We start from the raw sequence: 16657 nt of genomic DNA, 5'->3' as shown, positions 1-16657 counted from the left end.
GGTGGCGGACGGCCGGCCGCCGGTCGGGCGACCGGTGGCAGCAGAGCGGTGGAAGCAGAGCGGGGGCGGGGACGGGGCCCGACGGCGGGTGGCACGGTCCCGTCGGTCGGTCGGGACGGTTCAGGCCAGTGCCGTACCGCCGTCCGCGACCAGGCAACTGCCCGTGAGGTACGAGGCACGGTCGGAGGCGAGGAAGGCGATGACCTCGGCGATGTCCTCGGGAGTACCGTTGCGCCGCAGTGCGGCGCGGTCGGCGGCCGCCTTGCGCGCCTCCTCGGGGATGAAGCGGGCGAGCTCGGTGAGGACGAGGTTCGGTTCCACCGCGTTGACCCGTACTCCGTGCGGGCCCGCTTCGAGTGCCAGCGTGCGTACGGCGGCCTCCACGCCCGCCTTGGCGACGGTCAGCGGCAGGAACCGCGGCGCCGGCCGGCGCGCGAGCGCTGCTCCGACCGCCACCACCGACCCGCCGCGCCGGGCGATCATGTCGGGCAGCACGGCCTTTGCGGTCAGGAACAGCGCCTTGAGCTGCTGGTTGACCACGTGCTCCAGGTCCTGCCAGCCCAGGTCCGCGACGGGGGCGATGCGCGCCTCATGGGCACCCAGGCCGGCGGCGTTGAGCACCAGGACGTCGATCGGGCCCAACTCGGCCCCGACGGTCGCGACCAGAGCGGCCACCCCGTCCGGGTCGGTGACGTCACCCTGGACGGCCACTGCCTCGCCACCGCGCTGCCGGATCGCGGCCACGACCTCCTCGGCCGGCTCCGCGCTCCGATGGTAGTTGACCGCCACGCGGGCTCCCCGCGCTGCCAGGAGGCGGGCGGTGGCCGCGCCGATGCCGCGCGCGGCACCGGTGACCAGGGCGACCCGGCCCGCGAACTCAGGGGACTCGGGTGCCGGCACCGCGGCCTCGGTGGCGGTTGCAAGCGGTTCGCGCTCCTCGTGCGAGGGATTCACCGGATCGACTCCTCGGTTCAGGAAGGGGTACTCGTCGCACGGCGGACGGAGTACGGGGGATGACATGGGAGCGGCGGGGTGCGGTGGGGCGGACGGGCCCGATCAGGCCCACGCCAGCCAGCAGCCGCCGAGCGAGACGCAGAACGCCAGGCCCGCGAGGACGGTCCGGAGCAGATTGGCGCGCGCCCACCGGGCGCGCAGCGAGTCCCAGCCGTCGGGGATCTCCCCGGCCGCGGCCCAGCCGTCGATCCGCCGGTTCATCCGCACGTTGCGCAGTTCCGACACCAGGGCGACGCCCACCACCCCGGCCAGCGCCGCCGCGAAGGCGACCTTCGCGGCGGCGCCGGGGGCCAGGACGGCGAGTCCCAGACCGGCGGCCAGGGCCACCTTGTTGACGATCGGCATCAGCGGGTCGAAGCCCGGGTCGAGCAGCCGGTGCACGTCGGACCAGGTCTGCCGGGGCAGCCGCAGCAGCATCGGCACCACGGCACGCTCCACCGCGAGCAGGGCGCCCGCGAGGACGCCCGTGCACAGGACGAAGACGATCGCAAGAAGGACGGGCAGCATGTCCCGGTTCACCCCGCCTCGTGGCCGAGCGGCTCGGCGATCCGCAGGGGAGTCCGTTCGAGCCGGTCGTCCAGCATCAGTGAGTAGCTCTGGTTGCGCGCGACCGAGTCGAAGAACGTGAACATCATGACGTCACGCAACCGGCACAACGGACCGTTGTGCGCGAGCCCCAGCGTTCCGATCCGCCAGGAGGTCGTCACCATGTCCGCGGCCCGTGCCCGCCTGGCGGACTCGAACGCCCGCAGCGTGGCGGGCACGGCCCCCGGTTCACAGCGCCCCAGCATGTCGGCGAGTACCACACCGCTCTCGATGGCCTGGCCCGCTCCCTGGCTGAGGTTCAGGGTCATCGGGTGGGCGGCGTCACCGACGAGCACCGCCCGGCCCTTGCTCCAGCCGCCGGTCGGCGGCCGGTCGTGGATGGGCACCGGAAGGATCGCCTGCTCGTCGGTGGAGGAGATGATCCGCCGGATCGGGTCCGGCCAGTCCCGGTACGCCGCCGCCAGTGCCGCTCCGCGCGGCAGGCGGAGGGTGTCGATCCGCCCGCCCGCCCGGTCACTGGTGATCGCGTCCCAGTAGACCTCGTGCTCGTTCAGCCGGCAGTACAGGAAGCGCAGTCCGCCCTTGCCCCACAGATTGAAGAACGTCCCCGTGGGCACCAGGGACTCGCCGGGCAGCTGGGTGATGGCCTGCCAAGCCGTGTAGCCGGCGTAGCGGGGCGGCGGCTCGAACCCGTTGCGCATGGTCGTGCGCACGGTGGAACGCAGCCCGTCCGCGCCGATCAGCACGTCGCCGCGAGCTGTGGAGCCGTCCTCGAAGTGCGCGGTGACACCGTCGGCATCCTCGGTGTGACCGGTGAACCGGCGACTGAGGTGGATCCGGTGCTCACCGACCGCCTCGGTGAGCACCGTGTGCAGCGTGGACCGCCGCAGCGCGCAGGCCGGTGCACCGGCCCGCGCGGTCGGTCCGTCCAGCCGCCACCGGGCCAGACGCCATCCGGAGTCGGACCGGAACTCGTGGAAGCGCATGCGCACCGCGTCGGCGGCGACGGCTTCGTCGAGCCCGATCCGGCGCAGTGCCAGGAAGGCGTTGTGCCAGAGCATGAAACCGCCGCCGGTCAGCAGCCGCCCCGGAGTGGGACGCGCTTCGAAGACCTCGCAGTCGATGCCCTGCCGGAGCAGACCCGCCGCCGTGGTGAGCCCGCCGATGCCCGCCCCGATCACCAGGGCCTTGCGGATGGTCGTCATGGTCGGCGGTCCGCTCAGATCTGGGACGGCACGCTGTCGAGGCGCGCGCGCAGGTCGAAGATGCGCCGCTCGATCTCGCCGCCGCTCCAGTACGGGTACATCGGGGCCGCCATCTCGCGGTGGGACGGGGCGTCCTCCCAGGCGCGGAACGCCGCCTCGCTCTCCCACTCGGCGAGCAGGATGTACCGGCCGGGCTGCTCCGCGTCCCGCAGCAGCTCGTCGCGCAGGTGGCCGGGGGTGCCCTTCACCACGGCGGTGACCTGCCGGTAGGCCGCTTCGAACGCCTCCAGGTCCTTCTCCTGGACGCGGGCGGAAACCATGATTCGTACGGTCACGACGGACCACCTCTCGTTGATGCGGTGCCCGCGACCACGTGCTCGACGAGATCGAGCACGTGCTTGTGGGCGGATTCACGGAACGGCTCCAGGCGAGTGCTGAGCCGCTCCCTCTCGGGGCTGTTCTGGAAGGACTCCAGCGCGGCCAGGTCGGACCAGTCCGCCATGACCAGGTGGGTCCGTGGGTTGCGCGGGTCCCGTAGCAGCGACTGGGCGACACAGCCCGGTAGTGCCGCGGTGGCCTGTGCGGTCTCCAGCCAGGCCGCGCGGAATTCGTCCCCGCAGCCCTCCCGGACAGTCATCTCCAACACGGTGCGGAGCACGGTGTTCGGCCTCCCCGGGTCAGATGCCGCCGTCGACGTCGAGCGTGGCGCCGGCGACGTAGCGGGCGGAGTCCGAGGCGAGGAAGAGCACCGCGTCGGCGATGTCGGCCGGGTCGCCGAGCCGCCGCAGCGAGATCCGCTGCTCGTAGGCGGCCCGTCCCTCGGCGGAGACGGCCTTCATCTGGTCCGTCTCGACCAGTCCGGAGGCGATGCAGTTGACGCGGACTCCGCGCGGGCCGAGCTCCTTGGCCAGCGCCCGGGTCAGACCCATCACACCGGCCTTGGACGCCACGTAGTGGGAGGCGCCGGGCATGCCGTGATGTGCCACGGCGGAGCTGATGTTGACGATGGACGCGGTGTCCGCGAGGTACGGTAGCGCCCCGCGGATCACGTGGTACATGCCCGACAGGTTGGTGTCGAGGATGCGGTGCCACTCGTCGGGGGCCAGGTCCGTCAGTGGGAGGTGGCTGATGACGCCGGCGTTGTTCACGACGACGTCGATGGCTCCGTACCGCTCGTGCGTCTCGGCGGACAGCCTGGCGGCCTGCTCGTGGTCGGTGATGTCGCAGCGGACGAGGGTCCCCCGGGCACCCGTGGCTGCGAGTTCCCGGCGCAGCGACTCGACCTGCTCGCTCTCGTTGACGTAGCAGGCCGTCACCGCGACGCCCTGGGCGGCCAGCGCGAGCACGGTGGCCCGCCCGATGCCGCGGGCCCCGCCGGTGACCAGGGCGTGCCTGCCCTTGAGGCCGAAGTCGACCGCGGTCATCGGGCCACCGCCGTCGCGGCGTTGGCGCGGGCCGCCGCCTCCACCCGCTCCTTGATGAGCGCCATCTGGACCTTCGAGTTCGCGTTGATGCGGTGGGTCATGCCGGTGTCGTCCAGCGGAGCGTCCGGCTTCATCCGGAACTCCTGCACCCAGCGCATCGACACACCCGCGTCGATCTGGACGTAGGCCCAGTGGATGTCCATGAACTCGAAGGGGCCGGTCTCGACGCGGTGGGCCCTGACGGTCCCGTTCCCACGGTCCATGACCCGCTCGGAGACCCAGCTCCACACCTTCCCGTCGTCGTCGGGGTGCAGGGCGAGCCGGAACCGCACGGTGTCACCGTGCTGGTCCAGGATCTCGGCGGTCGCGTACTCGCTGAACAGGTTCGGCCAGTTCGCCACGTCGTTGGTCATGTCCCAGAGCAGGTCGAACGGCGCGTCGATCACGACACTGTTCTCGGTGCGCGCGGGCGCCGGTCGCAGCTGCTCGTTGATCAGGGCGCAGATCTCCGGGAAGCGGGTGAGGCCTTCGGCGTCGAGGCGGATGTCGTACCGGTTCTCCACCTCGGTCAGGACGTTGATCAGACCCAGCGAGTCGACGCCCAGGTCGTCGATGGTCAGGGTCGGGTCGTCGGTCCGGAGGCTCTCCAGCGGAACGCCGGTGCACGCTGCGACGATGGTCAGGAACTCTTCGTAGTCAAGGGGGGCCGCGGTCATGGAGCGGGGTCCTTTCGATGTCACGGGGTCGGGGTCGGTCGGGTCGGTCGTCACTGGGTGAGGGACCGGACGACGAGGGCGGAGTTGAAGCCGCCGTGGCCGCGGGCGATGACCAGGGCGGTGCGCAGCCGGGCCGCCCGTGGCTCCGCCACCAGGTCGACGCCGTACCCGGCGTCCGCGACCGTGCCCGGCCCGGTCGGCGGGATCACCTGCTCCTGCAGGCTCAGCAGCGCGGTGACGACGTCGAGTGGCGCACCGCCCGCGTAGAGCCGCCCGTACCGTGCCTTGGGCGCCGTCACGGGGACCCCGAACGGTCCGAACACCTCGGACAGGCTGTCGGCCTCGGCACGGTCGAGTTCGGGTGTCCCGGCCGCGTCGGCGAAGACGACGTCGACCTCCTCCGGACGGACCCCGGCGTCGGCCAGCGCGAGCCGGACGGCCCGGCTCAAGGCACCGGACGAGCTGGCCCCGGGGGTGCCGGGGGCGGGATCGAAGGTGGCTCCGTGGCCGGCGATCTCCCCGTAAGGGGCCTCGACACCCCGGGCCCGGGCGCCCTCCTCGTCCTCCAGCACGAGGATCGCACCGCCCTCGCCGGGCACGTGGCCGTGGGCGGCCGCGTCGAACGGGAGGTATGCGCGCTCCGGATCCGCGCTCCGGCTCAGCCGCCCCGAGGCCGTCTGGCAGGCCAGCGCGTACGGGCTCAGCGGGGCTTCCGTGCCGCCGGTCAGGACGAGCGCGGCGTCGCCGTGCAGGAGAGCGCGCCGGGCCTGCGCGATCGCATCGAGTCCGCCGGCCTGCTCGGCCACGGACACCCCGCAGGGCCCCTTCATGCCGTGCCGGATGGACAGCTGGCCGGTGGTGGCAGCGTAGAACCAGGCGATCGACTGGTACGGACCGACGTGCCGGGGGCCCTTCGACCACAGGGCTGCGATCTCGCGCTGGCCGAAGGCGTTGCCGCCGGAGGACGACGCCGTGATGACGGCGAGGTCGTACGGGGAGAACTCCTGCGGCCGTACGCCGGCGTCGGCCAGCGCCTCCTCGGTGGCCAGCAGGGCGAATTGGCTCCAGCGGTCGGTCTGCACCGCCAGCCGGGGGTCCACGCCGGGCAGCGTGTCGTCCGCGAAGACCTCGCCGACCGTACGCACCGGGAAGCCGTCCGCCGCGAAGTGCGTGACCGGGCCGAGTCCGCTGCGGCCTTCCAGTACGGCCGCCCAGAACTCCTTCGTCCCCAGGCCGTTGGGTGCCACCGCAGAGATTCCGGTGACCACTGCGCGGCGCGCAGCCGTCGTCGGGTCAGCCACGGTACGTCCCCTTCCCGGGTGCGGTGAGCACCATCGCCGTCTGGAATCCGCCGAAGCCGCTGCCCACACTCAGCACGGTGTCCGTCCGTTGCTCACGGGCCGTCAGGGGCACGTAGTCCAGGCCGAGTTCGGGATCGGTGTGGTGCAGGTTGGCGGTGGGCGGAATCGTGTTCCGGTCGATGGCGAGGGCGCAGGCGGCGACCTCCAGGGCGCCGATCGCGCCCAGGGAGTGACCCACCATCGATTTGATCGAACTCATCGGTACGCGGTGGGCGTGGTCCCCGAGGGAGACCTTCACCGCGGCCGTCTCGTGCTTGTCGTTCTGCCGGGTTCCGGAGCCGTGGGCGTTGACGTAGTCCACGGCGTCGGCGGGCAGCCTGGCGCGGTCGAGCGCCACCCGTACGGCCTCGGCCAGCTCCTTGCCGTCCGGGCGCAGGCCGGTCATGTGGAACGCGTTGCTGCGCTGTGCGTAGCCGGCGACCTCGCAGTAGATCCGCGCGCCGCGGCGCCGGGCGGACTCCTCGTCCTCCAGGACCAGGACGGCGGCGCCCTCGCCGAGGACGAAGCCGTCCCGGTCCCGGTCGAAGGGCCGCGACGCGTGTTCGGGGTCCTCGTTGTTGGGCGAGGTCGCCCTGATCGCGTCGAAGCAGGCGACGGTGATGGGCGAGATGGGCGCGTCGGTGGCACCGGCCAGGACGACGTCGGCCAGCCCGTCCTCGATCAGCTGCGCGCCCTGCGCCACGGAGTCGAGCCCCGAGGTGCAGCCCGTCGATCCCATCCGGACCGGACCCTGCGCTCCCGCCGTCCACGCCACCTCGGCCGCGAGCGTACTGGGCACCAGGGCCCCGTACAGGTGCGGATACACGTTCGAGGCGTCGACGACCCAGTTGCCGCCGCGATCGCTGACCTGGACGTACTGCTGCTCCAGCATGGTGGTGCTGCCCACCGCGCTGCCGATCGAGACGCCGATGCGGTGCGGCTCCACCTGATCGGCCGGAGCGCCGCTGTCCGCGAGGGCCTCTCGGGCGGCGACCACGACGAACTGCGCCGCGCGGTCCATGCGCAGGATCTCCTCGGGGGTGAGCCCCGCGGCGGCCGGGTCGAAGTCGCACTCCGCCGCGATCCTGGAACGGAACGCCGAAGCGTCGAAGTGGGAGATGGCGCGAGTGGCCGTGCGGCCGTCGGTCAGCAGCTGCCAGAAGGCCTTGGTGCCCACGCCACCCGGCGCCATCACACCGATTCCGGTGACGACGGCTTTGCGGGGGGTCACGCGGACTCCTCTCCCGGCAGCGGCTCGGTGTCGACGTGGCCGAGTTCGGGCCGGGGTGCCAGCGGTCCCAGCTGGAACACCATGAAGGCCGGCTCCGTACCGTGGTTCTCCAGCCGGTGGCGCACGTTGATCTGGAGGTGCAGCGCCTCGCCCGCGAGCAGCGGGACCGGCTCCCCGTTGATCTTCGCCAGCAGTTCCCCGCTCACGAGGTAGAGGAACTCCTCCGAGTACGGGTGGTAGTGCTCGGTGACGACCTCACCGGGCAGCAGGGTGAGAACCCCCATGAAGCCTGCGGTGGCGGCCGCGTTGGCCGGGCTGAGCAGCGTACGCAGGTCGCCGCCCCGACGCCGGTTGGACTCGACGTCCTTCGCTGCGATCTTGGTCATTCCTTCGCTGGCCACGCCAGTCTCCTCTCGTTGCCCCGCACCGGTGGTGTGCGGTCCCCCGCCCGGTGGCGTTCCGCCACCGGGGCATGTGAAGCGCGGGCTGCTTCAGCCCTCCGCGCGCCAGGTGTAGAACTCGTGGGCCATGGCGTCCTGAGGACTGCGCCAGGTCTCGGGGTCGTATGCCGCGATGTGGGGGCTCAGCCGCTCGCTGACATCGACGAAGAGCTCATGGCCCTTCAGCTCCGAGATCGGTTCGCGCACATCCTCGTCGGATGCCATGTAATGCAGGTAGAGATCGTGGAAGCGGAACAGTCTGCGTTCCTTCACGCCGATCAGATGAGGAAGTTCGCCGGCGTCGGACTCGGCGAAGATGCGCTTCACGTCGGCCGCGGCGGACGGCTTCATGCGAGCCACGATGAGAGTGCTGCGCATTTCTTGTCCTTCCGTTCCTGGGCCGGACCTCCGGGGCCGGCAAAAACATGTTCACTCGGTCCGATAAAGCGAGGATGAGGGCGGGGAAAACCCGGGGGAATGACAGGGATTGACCGGGGGTGCGGTCGGGAGCCCGGACCCCCGGAGCGGCTTCGCCGGTCCCGGCTCACTCTCCGGTGCTCCGGGATTGCCCAGTGTGTGGCGTCGCCCCAGCTCGGAGGACAGCCTTTGTCGATCCTTGAGCTGGGCTTATGCGCTCCGGCATGGCCCTGCGGTGCGGGCGCCTCGGCCGAAAGTACGCCCGGCCTCCCCCTTTGGGACGTAGGCGGTGGCGGCATCGGATCGTTATCGTCGATCCCCGCACTGCCCGTCACCGGCGTCCGTCGTTGCGCCGGCGAGAGTCAAGTGCGGTATTCCTAGGGGGAGTCACGTGGACAGCTCGATTGTCTCCGCAACCGACGAAAGGGGATCTGCGCCCGTGGAGGCGCGGATGCTCCGGGAGGTTTGCGGTCGTTATCCGACCGGTGTCGCGGTGATTACGTGTCTGGGGGAGGGCGGAGGAGATCCGGTGGGGGTGACGGTGAATTCGTTCACCTCGGTCTCGCTCGATCCCGCGCTGGTGCTCTTCTGCGTGCACAAGGATTCGCGGGCGCTTGCCGCCGTCGAGTCCGCCGGAGCCTTCGCCGTCAACATCCTGGCGTCGGACCAGGCCGGCCTGTGCCGCGCCTTCGCCCGCCGCGACACCGCCGACTTCTGCGACCTGCCGTACAGGCCGGGTGCGACCGGCTCACCGGTGCTCGGCGACGCGCTGGCCTTTCTCGACTGCCGGCTGCACACCATGTTCCCGGGCGGCGACCACGTCATCATCGTCGGCGAGGTCGTGGACCTCGGTCTGCTGCGCGAGGAGCAGCCGCTGACGTTCTTCCGCAGCGCCCACCCCCGTCTGGAGGTGCTGGGATGATGGTGACCTCCGAGCGGCCGCCGACCTGTGACCTGCGGGACAGTACCCCCCGCGGCGTGGCCTTCCAGTTGCTGGGTCCGCTGGAGATCGTCGTCGGGTCCGCCGAGGTCCTCCTGCCCCAGCGCAAGCTGCGCCAGCTCCTGGCAGCCCTGTTGATCAGGCCGAACGCTACCGTGTCCAACGAGGCGCTGATCCGTGAACTGTGGGGCGACGAGCCGCCGGCCACCGCGCTCGCCGCGCTTCGCGTGTACGTCTCACAACTGCGCAAGTTCCTGGTCCGCTGCGACCTCGGCGGCCGATGGTGCACCCTGCACACCCGGGCACCGGGCTACCAGCTCCAGGTCAACGAGGGCATCCTCGACACCGTGTGCTTCGACCGGCTGTGCGTGCTGGCCGCGGAGTCGGCGTCGATGGGCCACCACGAACTGGCCTCCCGGCAGTACCGGGAAGCACTCGGCCTCCGTCGGGGTCCGACCTTGGAAGGGCTGCGCGAGAGCTCGGCACTCTCCGGCACCGCACTGCAGTACGACGAGGCGTGGTTGAGCGCGCTCAAGCGGCGCATCGACCTCGACCTGCAACTCGGCCGCCACCTCGAACTGATCGGTGAGCTCAGCAGGCTGGCGGCGGAGAACCCGCTCAGCGAGGGATTCTGTGCCCGGCTCATGGCGGTGCTCCACCGCAGCGGTCGCAGCGGTGACGCCCTCGCCGCCTACCGGCGCACCCGGGCGCAGCTCATCGAGGAGCTCGGGATCGAGCCGGGGCTGGAGCTGCGTACGGCCCATCAGGCCGTGCTCGCCGACGACCGGGTGTTCCACGCGTCACTGCGGGCCTCCGCCTGAGCAAAGCGCGTCGGCCGGGCGCGACGTCATCCGGGCTTAATCCCTGCTTTTCCGCATGCAGCCACGATGTTTCCATGAGCCTGTCCCTGAAGTCTGTGCTGCGATTCTGTGCGAATGCGATCATCACCTACGGTCAGTGCCACTACTACGTCCCCGCCCCGGACGTCGGCGAGCCGGCACCGGGCCATCCCGAACGCATGTCGCACAACGTGCCTTTGACGGACACGGAGAGAGCCCTGGCCCGTCAGTTGGAGGGCGTGGAGGCGCAGGTCGGACGCGGGCTGAATCCGATCTGAGCGATGACGAGCAGGACGAGGGCCACGACTGCCGTGGTGGTCCGCGTACGGTTGAAGAGGTCCCATCGGTGCAGGATCTCGATGTAGTCGGCCGGCGGCGAGGTAACCGCCCATTCCTTGATCTGTGCGTTGATCGGCACATTGCCGAAGCGCGTGACCAGGAACGACACACCGGTCAGCGCCGTCGCTCCGACCGCCAGCCGTCGCTCCGCGCCGCTCGTCTGCAGGGCCAGCGCGAGGGAACTGAGGGCGGCGGCTCCCATCGCGGTCAGCATCACCGGAGAGTTCATCTTCATCAGCTCGGCGTGGAAGGACAGCCGCATGTCGAGCGGCACCTTCCAGAACGTCGGTCCCAGGTTGACCGCGCCGTAGCCGAACGCGCCGGCGAGCAGTCCGGTCGTGGTGACCGCGATGCCTTTGGTTATGCGAACACGCATCAGTCTTCCCTTAGTTGAGTAATTCGGCTCTTGCTGCACAAGGCGCACGAGGACGCGGACGTCCAGGGTAGCGGGGGCCATGACCAGGAGGTCCCATGTCATCAGCAGTTCCGGCCGAGACGAGCCCGGGGGCGGCGGCCCCGTCGGGGTTCAGCCGTAGTCCGCTGCTCGCCCTGCTGGTGATCGCCGGGGCGGAACTGATGGTGATCCTCGACGCCACCATCGTGAACATCGCACTGCCCAGTATCCAGACCGGGCTGGACATCTCCGACGGGAACCTGGCCTGGGTGGTCAACGCGTACGCAGTCACCTTCGGCGGTCTGATGCTTCTCGGCGGCCGGGCCGGCGACCTCCTCGGCCGCCGCCGGATGTTCCGCCTCGGCCTGGTGATCTTCGTGCTCGCCTCGGTGCTGGGCGGCCTGGCCCCGAACGCGGCGCTGCTCATCTGCGCCCGGGTGTTCCAGGGCGTGGGCGCGGCTGTTGCGGCGCCCACGGCGCTCGCACTGATCGCGACGAACTTCCCCGAGGGCAAGCTGCGCAACCGGGCCATGGGGACGTATGCCGCCATGGCCGGGGTCGGGTCGGTCCTGGGACTGATCCTCGGCGGCCTCCTCACCGAGTACCTCGACTGGCGCTGGGTACTGCTGGTCAACATCCCCATCGGCATTGCGGTACTGGCCGGAACGACGGCGCTCGAGGAGGCCGACCGCGACCATGGCCGGCTCGACCTCGTCGGCGCGGCGGCCGGCACGTCCGGTCTGCTCTGTCTGATCTACGGCGTCACCCGTGGCGGACAGACCCACTGGACCGGCCTGGTGACGGCGATCTATCTGGCGGTCGCCGCGGTACTCCTGGTGCTGTTCATGGAGCGGCAGGCCCGCATCGACCACCCCATGCTGCCTCTGCACATCCTGCGGGACCGCGGCCGGGCCGGTACGTACGCGACTATTTTCACTGCCGGTTTCGGTATGTTCTCGACCTTCTACTTCCTGACCCTCTACATGCAGCACGTCCTGGACTACGGGGCGGTCAAGACGGGCCTGGCCTACCTGCCGTTCAGCGCCGGCATCGGCATGATGGCCCCGGTCGCCTCGAAGCTCGTGGCCAAGTTGCCGCCCCGGCTGGTGGCCGGGCCTGGCCTGATGGTCGCCGCGGCCGGAATGCTCTGGCTGAGCCGGATCACCCCGCACTCCTCCTACGTCGGCACGCTGATGCCCGCCATGTTCGTCACCGCCGCCGGACTCGGCTGCTCCTTCGTGCCGCTGACGCTCAGTGCGATGCGAGGTGTCGGCGAGGCGGACTCGGGCAGCGCGTCGGGCCTGCTCAACACCGCGCAGCAGATCGGGGGTGCCTTCGGAGTCGCCGGCCTGGCCCTGCTGGCGGCGACGTTCGCGGACACCCACCTGAAGCGGGCGGGCGCGGTGTACTTCGACGCCGTGGACCAGGGTGACACCGCGCTCGTGGTCCAGGCACAGGAGGCCATGACCTACGGCTTCACACGGGCGCTGGTCGCCGGGGCGCTGGTGTTCGTCGTGGGCGCGCTGATCATGCTCCTCGTGGTGGCCGCCGGCAGTCGGCAGCCCGCACCGCGCTCGCGCGCCTGAGCGGACACCGGGGGGGCGGGCGCCGCCCGGTCGCGGCCGTGGTGCCCGTGCCGGTCAGCCGTGGAAGGCGGTGCGGGCGGCGAGGACCTGGAGGGCGGTCTCGGACCAGCGGATGTTCTCGCGCTCGAAGGCCATGCCGCGCAGCAGGGTGAGGTAGGGGCCGACGCGCTCGGCCTCGGCGAGGTGCTGCTCCTCGGTGCGGCCGTCGAGGAGCTTGGCCTGCAGCCGCTCGTAGCGGGCGAGCTTGCGGCGGGCCCACTCCAGGCGTTCGGCCACGGCCGCGCGGACGGCTACGGCGTCACCGGCGTCGACGCTCTGGACCTTCACCATCAGCTCGTCGCGGATGGTGGTCGGCTTGTCGGTGTGCTCGGCGGTGTAGGCGTGGACGGCGGCGAGTCCGGCCTCGGTGAGGGAGAAGAGGCGCTTGTTGGGGCGACGCTCCTGCTCGACCACCCGGGCCGAGATGAGGCCGGCGGACTCCATCCGGTCCAGCTCCCGGTAGAGCTGCTGCGGGGTGGCCATCCAGAAGTTCGCCACCGAGGCGTCGAAGCCCTTGGAGAGGTCGTAGCCGGAGGCCTCGCCCTCCAGGAGGGCAGCCATCACCGCGTGCCGCAAAGCCATGCGGTCACGCTAGCAGCCACTAGTCAACAAGGCGACTAATGGCTATGGACAGTGCGTCACCGACCGCCCCATACTCGCCGGTACACCTACTCAATTCGATGACTAGGGACCGGAGGCCTCCCCATGCACCCCTTCCGCAAGGCGGTCGAGGACCGCGACGCCCAGGCCATGATCGATCTCCTCGCCGAGAACGTGGTGTTCACCAGCCCCGTCGCGTTCAAGCCCTACCCCGGCAAGGCGATCACCGGCGCGATCCTGCGCGGCGTGCTGCGCGTCTTCGAGGACTTCGCCTACGTCCGCGAGATCGGCGACCCCGACGGACGCGACCACGCCCTCGTCTTCACCGCCACCGTGGGCGGCAAGCAGCTCCAGGGGTGCGACTTCCTCCACCTCGACGAGGACGGGAGGATCGACGAGCTCACCGTGATGGTCCGTCCGCTCTCCGGCGCGCAGGCGCTCGCCGCCGCGATGGCCGCCGAGTTCGACCGGATCGCCGCCGAGGCAGCCGAGGCGGCGGACGCGGCCGGGCCGGCCGACCGGTGAGCGACTTCGACGCCGTCGTCATCGGCGCCGGCAACGCCGGGCTGACCGCCGCCACCAGCCTCCAGCTCGCCGGCCTGCGCACCCTGCTGGTCGAGCGGCACAATCTGCCCGGCGGCTGCGCCACCTCCTTCCGCCGCGGCCGCTTCGAGTTCGAGGTCGCCCTGCACCAGCTCTCCGGCGTCGGCGCCGAGGGGCAGCCCTTCACCCTCCGCGGACTCTTCGACCGGCTCGGCGTCAGCGACAAGCTGGAGTTCGTCGAGGAGCACGACCTCTACCGGGCCGTCGTCCCCGGCCGCTACGACGTCACCCTGCCCGCCGACTGGCAGGGCACGACCGAGGCCCTGGCGGCGGCCTTCCCCGGCAACCGGGACCGGATCGAACGCTTCCTCCAACTGGTCAAGGACGTCACCTTCTGGCAGATCGCGGCGATCCGCGGCATGCCGCCCGAGCAGGTCGACCCGGTGCTGTTCCGGTACGGGCTGCGCCCGGTCAAGGACGTCCTCGACGAGTTCTTCGACGACCCCGGCCCGAAGTCTGTGCTCGGCACCTACTGGACCTACCTCGGCCAGCCGCCCTCCCGGCTCGCCTTCCAGGACCTCGCGCTCACCCTCTACGCCTACCTGGAGTACAAGCCCTGGCACCTCGTGGGCGGGTCCCAGGCGCTGTCCACCGCGATCCTCGACTCCTTCCTCGGCGCCGGCGGACAGGTGCGGTTCAACACCGCCGCCACCGCCCTGCTCACCGAGCACGGCCGGGTGACCGGCGTCCGGCTGGACGACGGCGAGGAGGTCACCGCCCGCGACGTCGTCTCCAACGCCTCGCTCCCGGTCACCTACGCGATGCTCGGCGAGGACGCCGTCCCCGCCGCCGTCCGCGAGGACCTCGCCACCCGCCGGACCGGCGTCTCCGGTGTCGTCCTGCACATGGGCCTCGCCGCCACGCCCGCCGAACTCGGCTTCACCACCAGCACCACCTTCGTCCACGCCGACGAGGACGAGGAGCGCACCTACGCCGCCACCCGCACCCTGGAACCCGCCCGCGGCATCTGCGTCACCTCCTACGACGTGGCCCCGATCGGCTTCGCCCCGTCCGGCGCCACCCACGTCAGCCTGATGACCCTCCAGTACGGGGAGCACTGGGCGAAGATCCCGCCCGCCGACTACGCCCGGACCAAGTTCGCCTACGCGCAGACCCTGCTCGACCGGGTCGAGGCGGTCGCCCCCGGCATCCGCGACGCGATCGAGGAGGTCGACGTCGCCACCCCGCTCACCATGGCCCGCTACCTCGGCCACCCCGGCGGCGCGATCTACGGCTACGACCAGGACCGCACCGAGGGCTGGCTCTTCCGCAACAGCGAACGCCGCAGCCACGTCCCCGGACTGCACCTGGCCGGCTCCTGGGCCGGACCGGGCGGCTTCCAGCCCACCCTCGAGGCCGGCGCCCGCGTCGCCCGCCGCCTGCTCCGCGCCAGGGACGCGGCCTGAGCCCGGCCCCTCTGCCCGCCCGCACCAGGTTGGAGAACGCCCGTGAGCCACCCCATCGCCCCCCACTTCGACGAGCACGACGCGGTGCGGGCCGATCTCGAAGCCCGCCCGCACCACGCCACCGACCCCGCCGCGAGCACCGCCGCCGTCGACGCCCACCATCCCCGGCGGCTGCGCCTCACCGTGGCCGAGATCGTCACCGAGACCGTCAGCACCAGCACCTTCCGGCTCCGCCGCCCCGACGGCGGCGACCTGCCGCCCTTCCTCGCCGGCCAGTACGTCGGGGTGTTCGCCGACGGCACCAACCGCCCCTACGCCATCGCGTCCAGCCCCGCCCGGGCCGACCACTGGGACCTGACCGTGCGCCGGGTGCCCGGCGGGCGGATCAGCAACCACCTGATCGACACCCTCGCGCCCGGCGACACCCTCACCACCACCGGTCCCGCCGGGACCTTCCACCACAACCCGCTCTTCCACGGCGAGGACGTCGTCTTCCTCGCCGGCGGCTCCGGCGTCGTCCCGGCGATGAGCATGGTCCGCGAGATCGCCGACCGGGGCCTGTCCCGCCGCTTCCACCTGCTGTACGGCTCCCGCAGCGCCGAGGACATCGTCTTCCGCACCGAACTCGACGTCCTCGCCGCCACCCACCCGGACATCCACGTCCACCATGTCGTCCAGCACGCCGCCGCCGACTGGACCGGACCCACCGGTCTGCTCACCGGCGCCCTGGTCGAGGCCCTCGCCGGACCGCTCGCCGGCCGCACCGTCTACGTCTGCGGACCGCAGGCCCTCTACCCCTATGCCCTGCGCCAGCTCGCGGACCTGGGCCACCCCCGCCGCCGGATCCGCTTCGAGGCCAACGGCGCCCCCGCCGACCCCACCACCCAGCCCCACTGGCCGACCGCCACCGACCCGGCGACCGAGGTCGACGTCACCGCCCGCGGCCGGACCTTCCGCACCCGCCGGGACCGGCCGCTGCTCGACGCCCTGGAGGACGCCGGTATCCGCCCCGAGGCCGCCTGCCGCTCCGGTGAATGCGGCCTCTGCCGGATCCGGGTGGTCAAGGGCCACGTCCACACCGCCACCGAGGCCCGCCTCCGCCTGTCCGACGAACGCTTCGGCTACACCCACTCCTGCGTCGCCTACCCGATCACGGACACCGAACTCGACCTCTGACCCGCCGGCTCGGGCCCGTCACCGGCAGTGACTTGCCCTGACCGCGGGGGAGGGGTAGTGTTTTTAAGTCGCTCGACAGGGAGCACCGGACACGCAACCGCGCGGACGGTCCCGGGGCGGCCAATTCTCTGGAAATAACATCGTCACCCGGCTTCGGGTTTCTTTGTCGTGTCCATTTGTGGGGATTGCGGCCGGATTCGCTTTTCGGAGCGGGGGTCGGCTACAGTTCGGAACGTCGGACGGGGCGCCAAGCCGCAGAAGACACCGGCGAGTCGGACGAATGAAACTCCGGAAAACGGAGCAGAAAACATCTGATAAGCTTGAAACACGAAAGAACGAAGCGCCCGGAGGGCCGGTGTGAAAGCCGCCTGAAGGAAGTGTCCGTTCCTTGAGAACTCAACA

20 protein-coding genes and 1 pseudogene are annotated in these 16657 nt (G+C 71.1%); 7 read left to right on the top strand and 14 right to left on the bottom strand.

The annotated features are described in order from the left end of the window. Nucleotides 1-120 precede the first annotated feature (120 nt). From IF01_RS0137800 to IF01_RS0137745, 12 genes and pseudogenes are all read right to left on the bottom strand, one after another. Entirely contained in the window at nt 121-954 is an 834-nt protein-coding gene (locus IF01_RS0137800) for an SDR family NAD(P)-dependent oxidoreductase (protein WP_051756994.1), read from the bottom strand. Nucleotides 955-1056: 102 nt separating this feature from the next. Continuing rightward, nucleotides 1057-1521 (bottom strand): anthrone oxygenase family protein, encoded by a 465-nt coding sequence (locus IF01_RS42990; protein WP_037782710.1) that lies wholly within the window; start codon nt 1519-1521, stop codon nt 1057-1059. 8 nt (nt 1522-1529) lie between these two features. Further along, nucleotides 1530-2765, bottom strand: a complete 1236-nt coding sequence (locus IF01_RS0137785; RefSeq protein ID WP_051756990.1) for an FAD-dependent monooxygenase — start codon at nt 2763-2765, stop codon at nt 1530-1532. Nucleotides 2766-2779: 14 nt separating this feature from the next. Continuing rightward, entirely contained in the window at nt 2780-3100 is a 321-nt protein-coding gene (locus IF01_RS0137780; protein WP_157855462.1) for an antibiotic biosynthesis monooxygenase family protein, read from the bottom strand. Beyond that, on the bottom strand, nt 3097-3402 hold the full coding sequence (locus IF01_RS0137775; RefSeq protein WP_063764407.1) for a putative quinol monooxygenase: 306 nt from the start codon (nt 3400-3402) through the stop codon (nt 3097-3099). The genes IF01_RS0137780 and IF01_RS0137775 overlap by 4 nt, the downstream gene beginning before the upstream one ends. Nucleotides 3403-3442: 40 nt before the next feature. Next, complete coding sequence (locus tag IF01_RS0137770; RefSeq protein ID WP_030398159.1) at nt 3443-4189, bottom strand: SDR family oxidoreductase; 747 nt, start codon at nt 4187-4189, stop codon at nt 3443-3445. After that, on the bottom strand, nt 4186-4671 hold the full coding sequence (locus IF01_RS50610; RefSeq protein ID WP_030398158.1) for an SRPBCC family protein: 486 nt from the start codon (nt 4669-4671) through the stop codon (nt 4186-4188). The genes IF01_RS0137770 and IF01_RS50610 overlap by 4 nt, the downstream gene beginning before the upstream one ends. Before the next feature lie 39 nt (nt 4672-4710). Continuing rightward, nucleotides 4711-4905 (bottom strand): annotated as a pseudogene (locus tag IF01_RS50605) (acyl carrier protein); the annotation flags it as partial. A gap of 50 nt (nt 4906-4955) precedes the next feature. Further along, nucleotides 4956-6152 (bottom strand): ketosynthase chain-length factor, encoded by a 1197-nt coding sequence (locus tag IF01_RS0137760; RefSeq protein ID WP_375341023.1) that lies wholly within the window; start codon nt 6150-6152, stop codon nt 4956-4958. 46 nt (nt 6153-6198) lie between these two features. Further along, the gene (locus IF01_RS0137755; RefSeq protein WP_030398156.1) at nt 6199-7476 is read right to left on the bottom strand and encodes a beta-ketoacyl-[acyl-carrier-protein] synthase family protein; all 1278 of its coding nucleotides are present in this window, start codon (nt 7474-7476) and stop codon (nt 6199-6201) included. Then, entirely contained in the window at nt 7473-7877 is a 405-nt protein-coding gene (locus tag IF01_RS0137750; RefSeq protein ID WP_244215763.1) for a cupin domain-containing protein, read from the bottom strand. The genes IF01_RS0137755 and IF01_RS0137750 overlap by 4 nt, the downstream gene beginning before the upstream one ends. A 90-nt stretch (nt 7878-7967) precedes the next feature. Next, on the bottom strand, nt 7968-8294 hold the full coding sequence (locus tag IF01_RS0137745; RefSeq protein ID WP_030398154.1) for a TcmI family type II polyketide cyclase: 327 nt from the start codon (nt 8292-8294) through the stop codon (nt 7968-7970). A 490-nt stretch (nt 8295-8784) separates the two neighbouring features. Between IF01_RS0137745 and IF01_RS0137740 the strand changes: the two genes are divergently transcribed. The 3 genes from IF01_RS0137740 to IF01_RS48745 all read left to right on the top strand — a co-directional run bounded on the left by IF01_RS0137740 (nt 8785) and on the right by IF01_RS48745 (nt 10390). Then, nucleotides 8785-9255, top strand: a complete 471-nt coding sequence (locus IF01_RS0137740) for a flavin reductase family protein (RefSeq protein WP_094745740.1) — start codon at nt 8785-8787, stop codon at nt 9253-9255. Continuing rightward, the gene (locus IF01_RS0137735; RefSeq protein WP_078880668.1) at nt 9252-10094 is read left to right on the top strand and encodes an AfsR/SARP family transcriptional regulator; all 843 of its coding nucleotides are present in this window, start codon (nt 9252-9254) and stop codon (nt 10092-10094) included. The genes IF01_RS0137740 and IF01_RS0137735 overlap by 4 nt, the downstream gene beginning before the upstream one ends. A gap of 74 nt (nt 10095-10168) precedes the next feature. Further along, nucleotides 10169-10390, top strand: a complete 222-nt coding sequence (locus IF01_RS48745) for a DUF6059 family protein (RefSeq protein WP_157855461.1) — start codon at nt 10169-10171, stop codon at nt 10388-10390. Here IF01_RS48745 and IF01_RS0137730 read toward each other — a convergent pair. Continuing rightward, a complete protein-coding gene (locus IF01_RS0137730; protein ID WP_244215762.1) occupies nt 10339-10929 on the bottom strand; it encodes an anthrone oxygenase family protein in 591 nt (196 codons plus the stop codon). The two genes, IF01_RS48745 and IF01_RS0137730, sit on opposite strands and share 52 nt — an antisense overlap. On the opposite strand from IF01_RS0137730, the gene IF01_RS0137725 reads away from it, so the two are divergent. Beyond that, nucleotides 10923-12431: an MFS transporter gene (locus tag IF01_RS0137725; protein ID WP_030398150.1), complete on the top strand. Its 1509-nt coding sequence runs from the start codon at nt 10923-10925 to the stop codon at nt 12429-12431. The two genes, IF01_RS0137730 and IF01_RS0137725, sit on opposite strands and share 7 nt — an antisense overlap. Before the next feature lie 54 nt (nt 12432-12485). On the opposite strand, the gene IF01_RS0137720 is transcribed toward IF01_RS0137725, so the two are convergent. Continuing rightward, nucleotides 12486-13052: a PadR family transcriptional regulator gene (locus IF01_RS0137720; RefSeq protein ID WP_030398149.1), complete on the bottom strand. Its 567-nt coding sequence runs from the start codon at nt 13050-13052 to the stop codon at nt 12486-12488. 123 nt (nt 13053-13175) lie between these two features. Between IF01_RS0137720 and IF01_RS0137715 the strand changes: the two genes are divergently transcribed. Genes IF01_RS0137715 through IF01_RS0137705 form a run of 3 tightly spaced genes read left to right on the top strand, consistent with a single transcriptional unit; the run spans nt 13176 to nt 16255 of the window. Then, complete coding sequence (locus IF01_RS0137715) at nt 13176-13595, top strand: nuclear transport factor 2 family protein (protein ID WP_030398148.1); 420 nt, start codon at nt 13176-13178, stop codon at nt 13593-13595. Beyond that, nucleotides 13592-15079: a phytoene desaturase family protein gene (locus IF01_RS0137710; protein ID WP_030398147.1), complete on the top strand. Its 1488-nt coding sequence runs from the start codon at nt 13592-13594 to the stop codon at nt 15077-15079. The genes IF01_RS0137715 and IF01_RS0137710 overlap by 4 nt, the downstream gene beginning before the upstream one ends. 42 nt (nt 15080-15121) lie before the next feature. Then, the gene (locus tag IF01_RS0137705) at nt 15122-16255 is read left to right on the top strand and encodes an FAD-binding oxidoreductase (protein WP_030398146.1); all 1134 of its coding nucleotides are present in this window, start codon (nt 15122-15124) and stop codon (nt 16253-16255) included. The last annotated feature ends 402 nt before the right edge of the window (nt 16256-16657 follow it).

It is taken from the genome of Kitasatospora purpeofusca (genome assembly GCF_000718025.1).
In the GTDB taxonomy this organism is placed as follows: domain Bacteria; phylum Actinomycetota; class Actinomycetes; order Streptomycetales; family Streptomycetaceae; genus Kitasatospora; species Kitasatospora purpeofusca.
The sequence above is the reverse complement of the archived record's forward strand: the minus strand, read 5'-3'. Positions and strand labels throughout refer to the sequence as shown.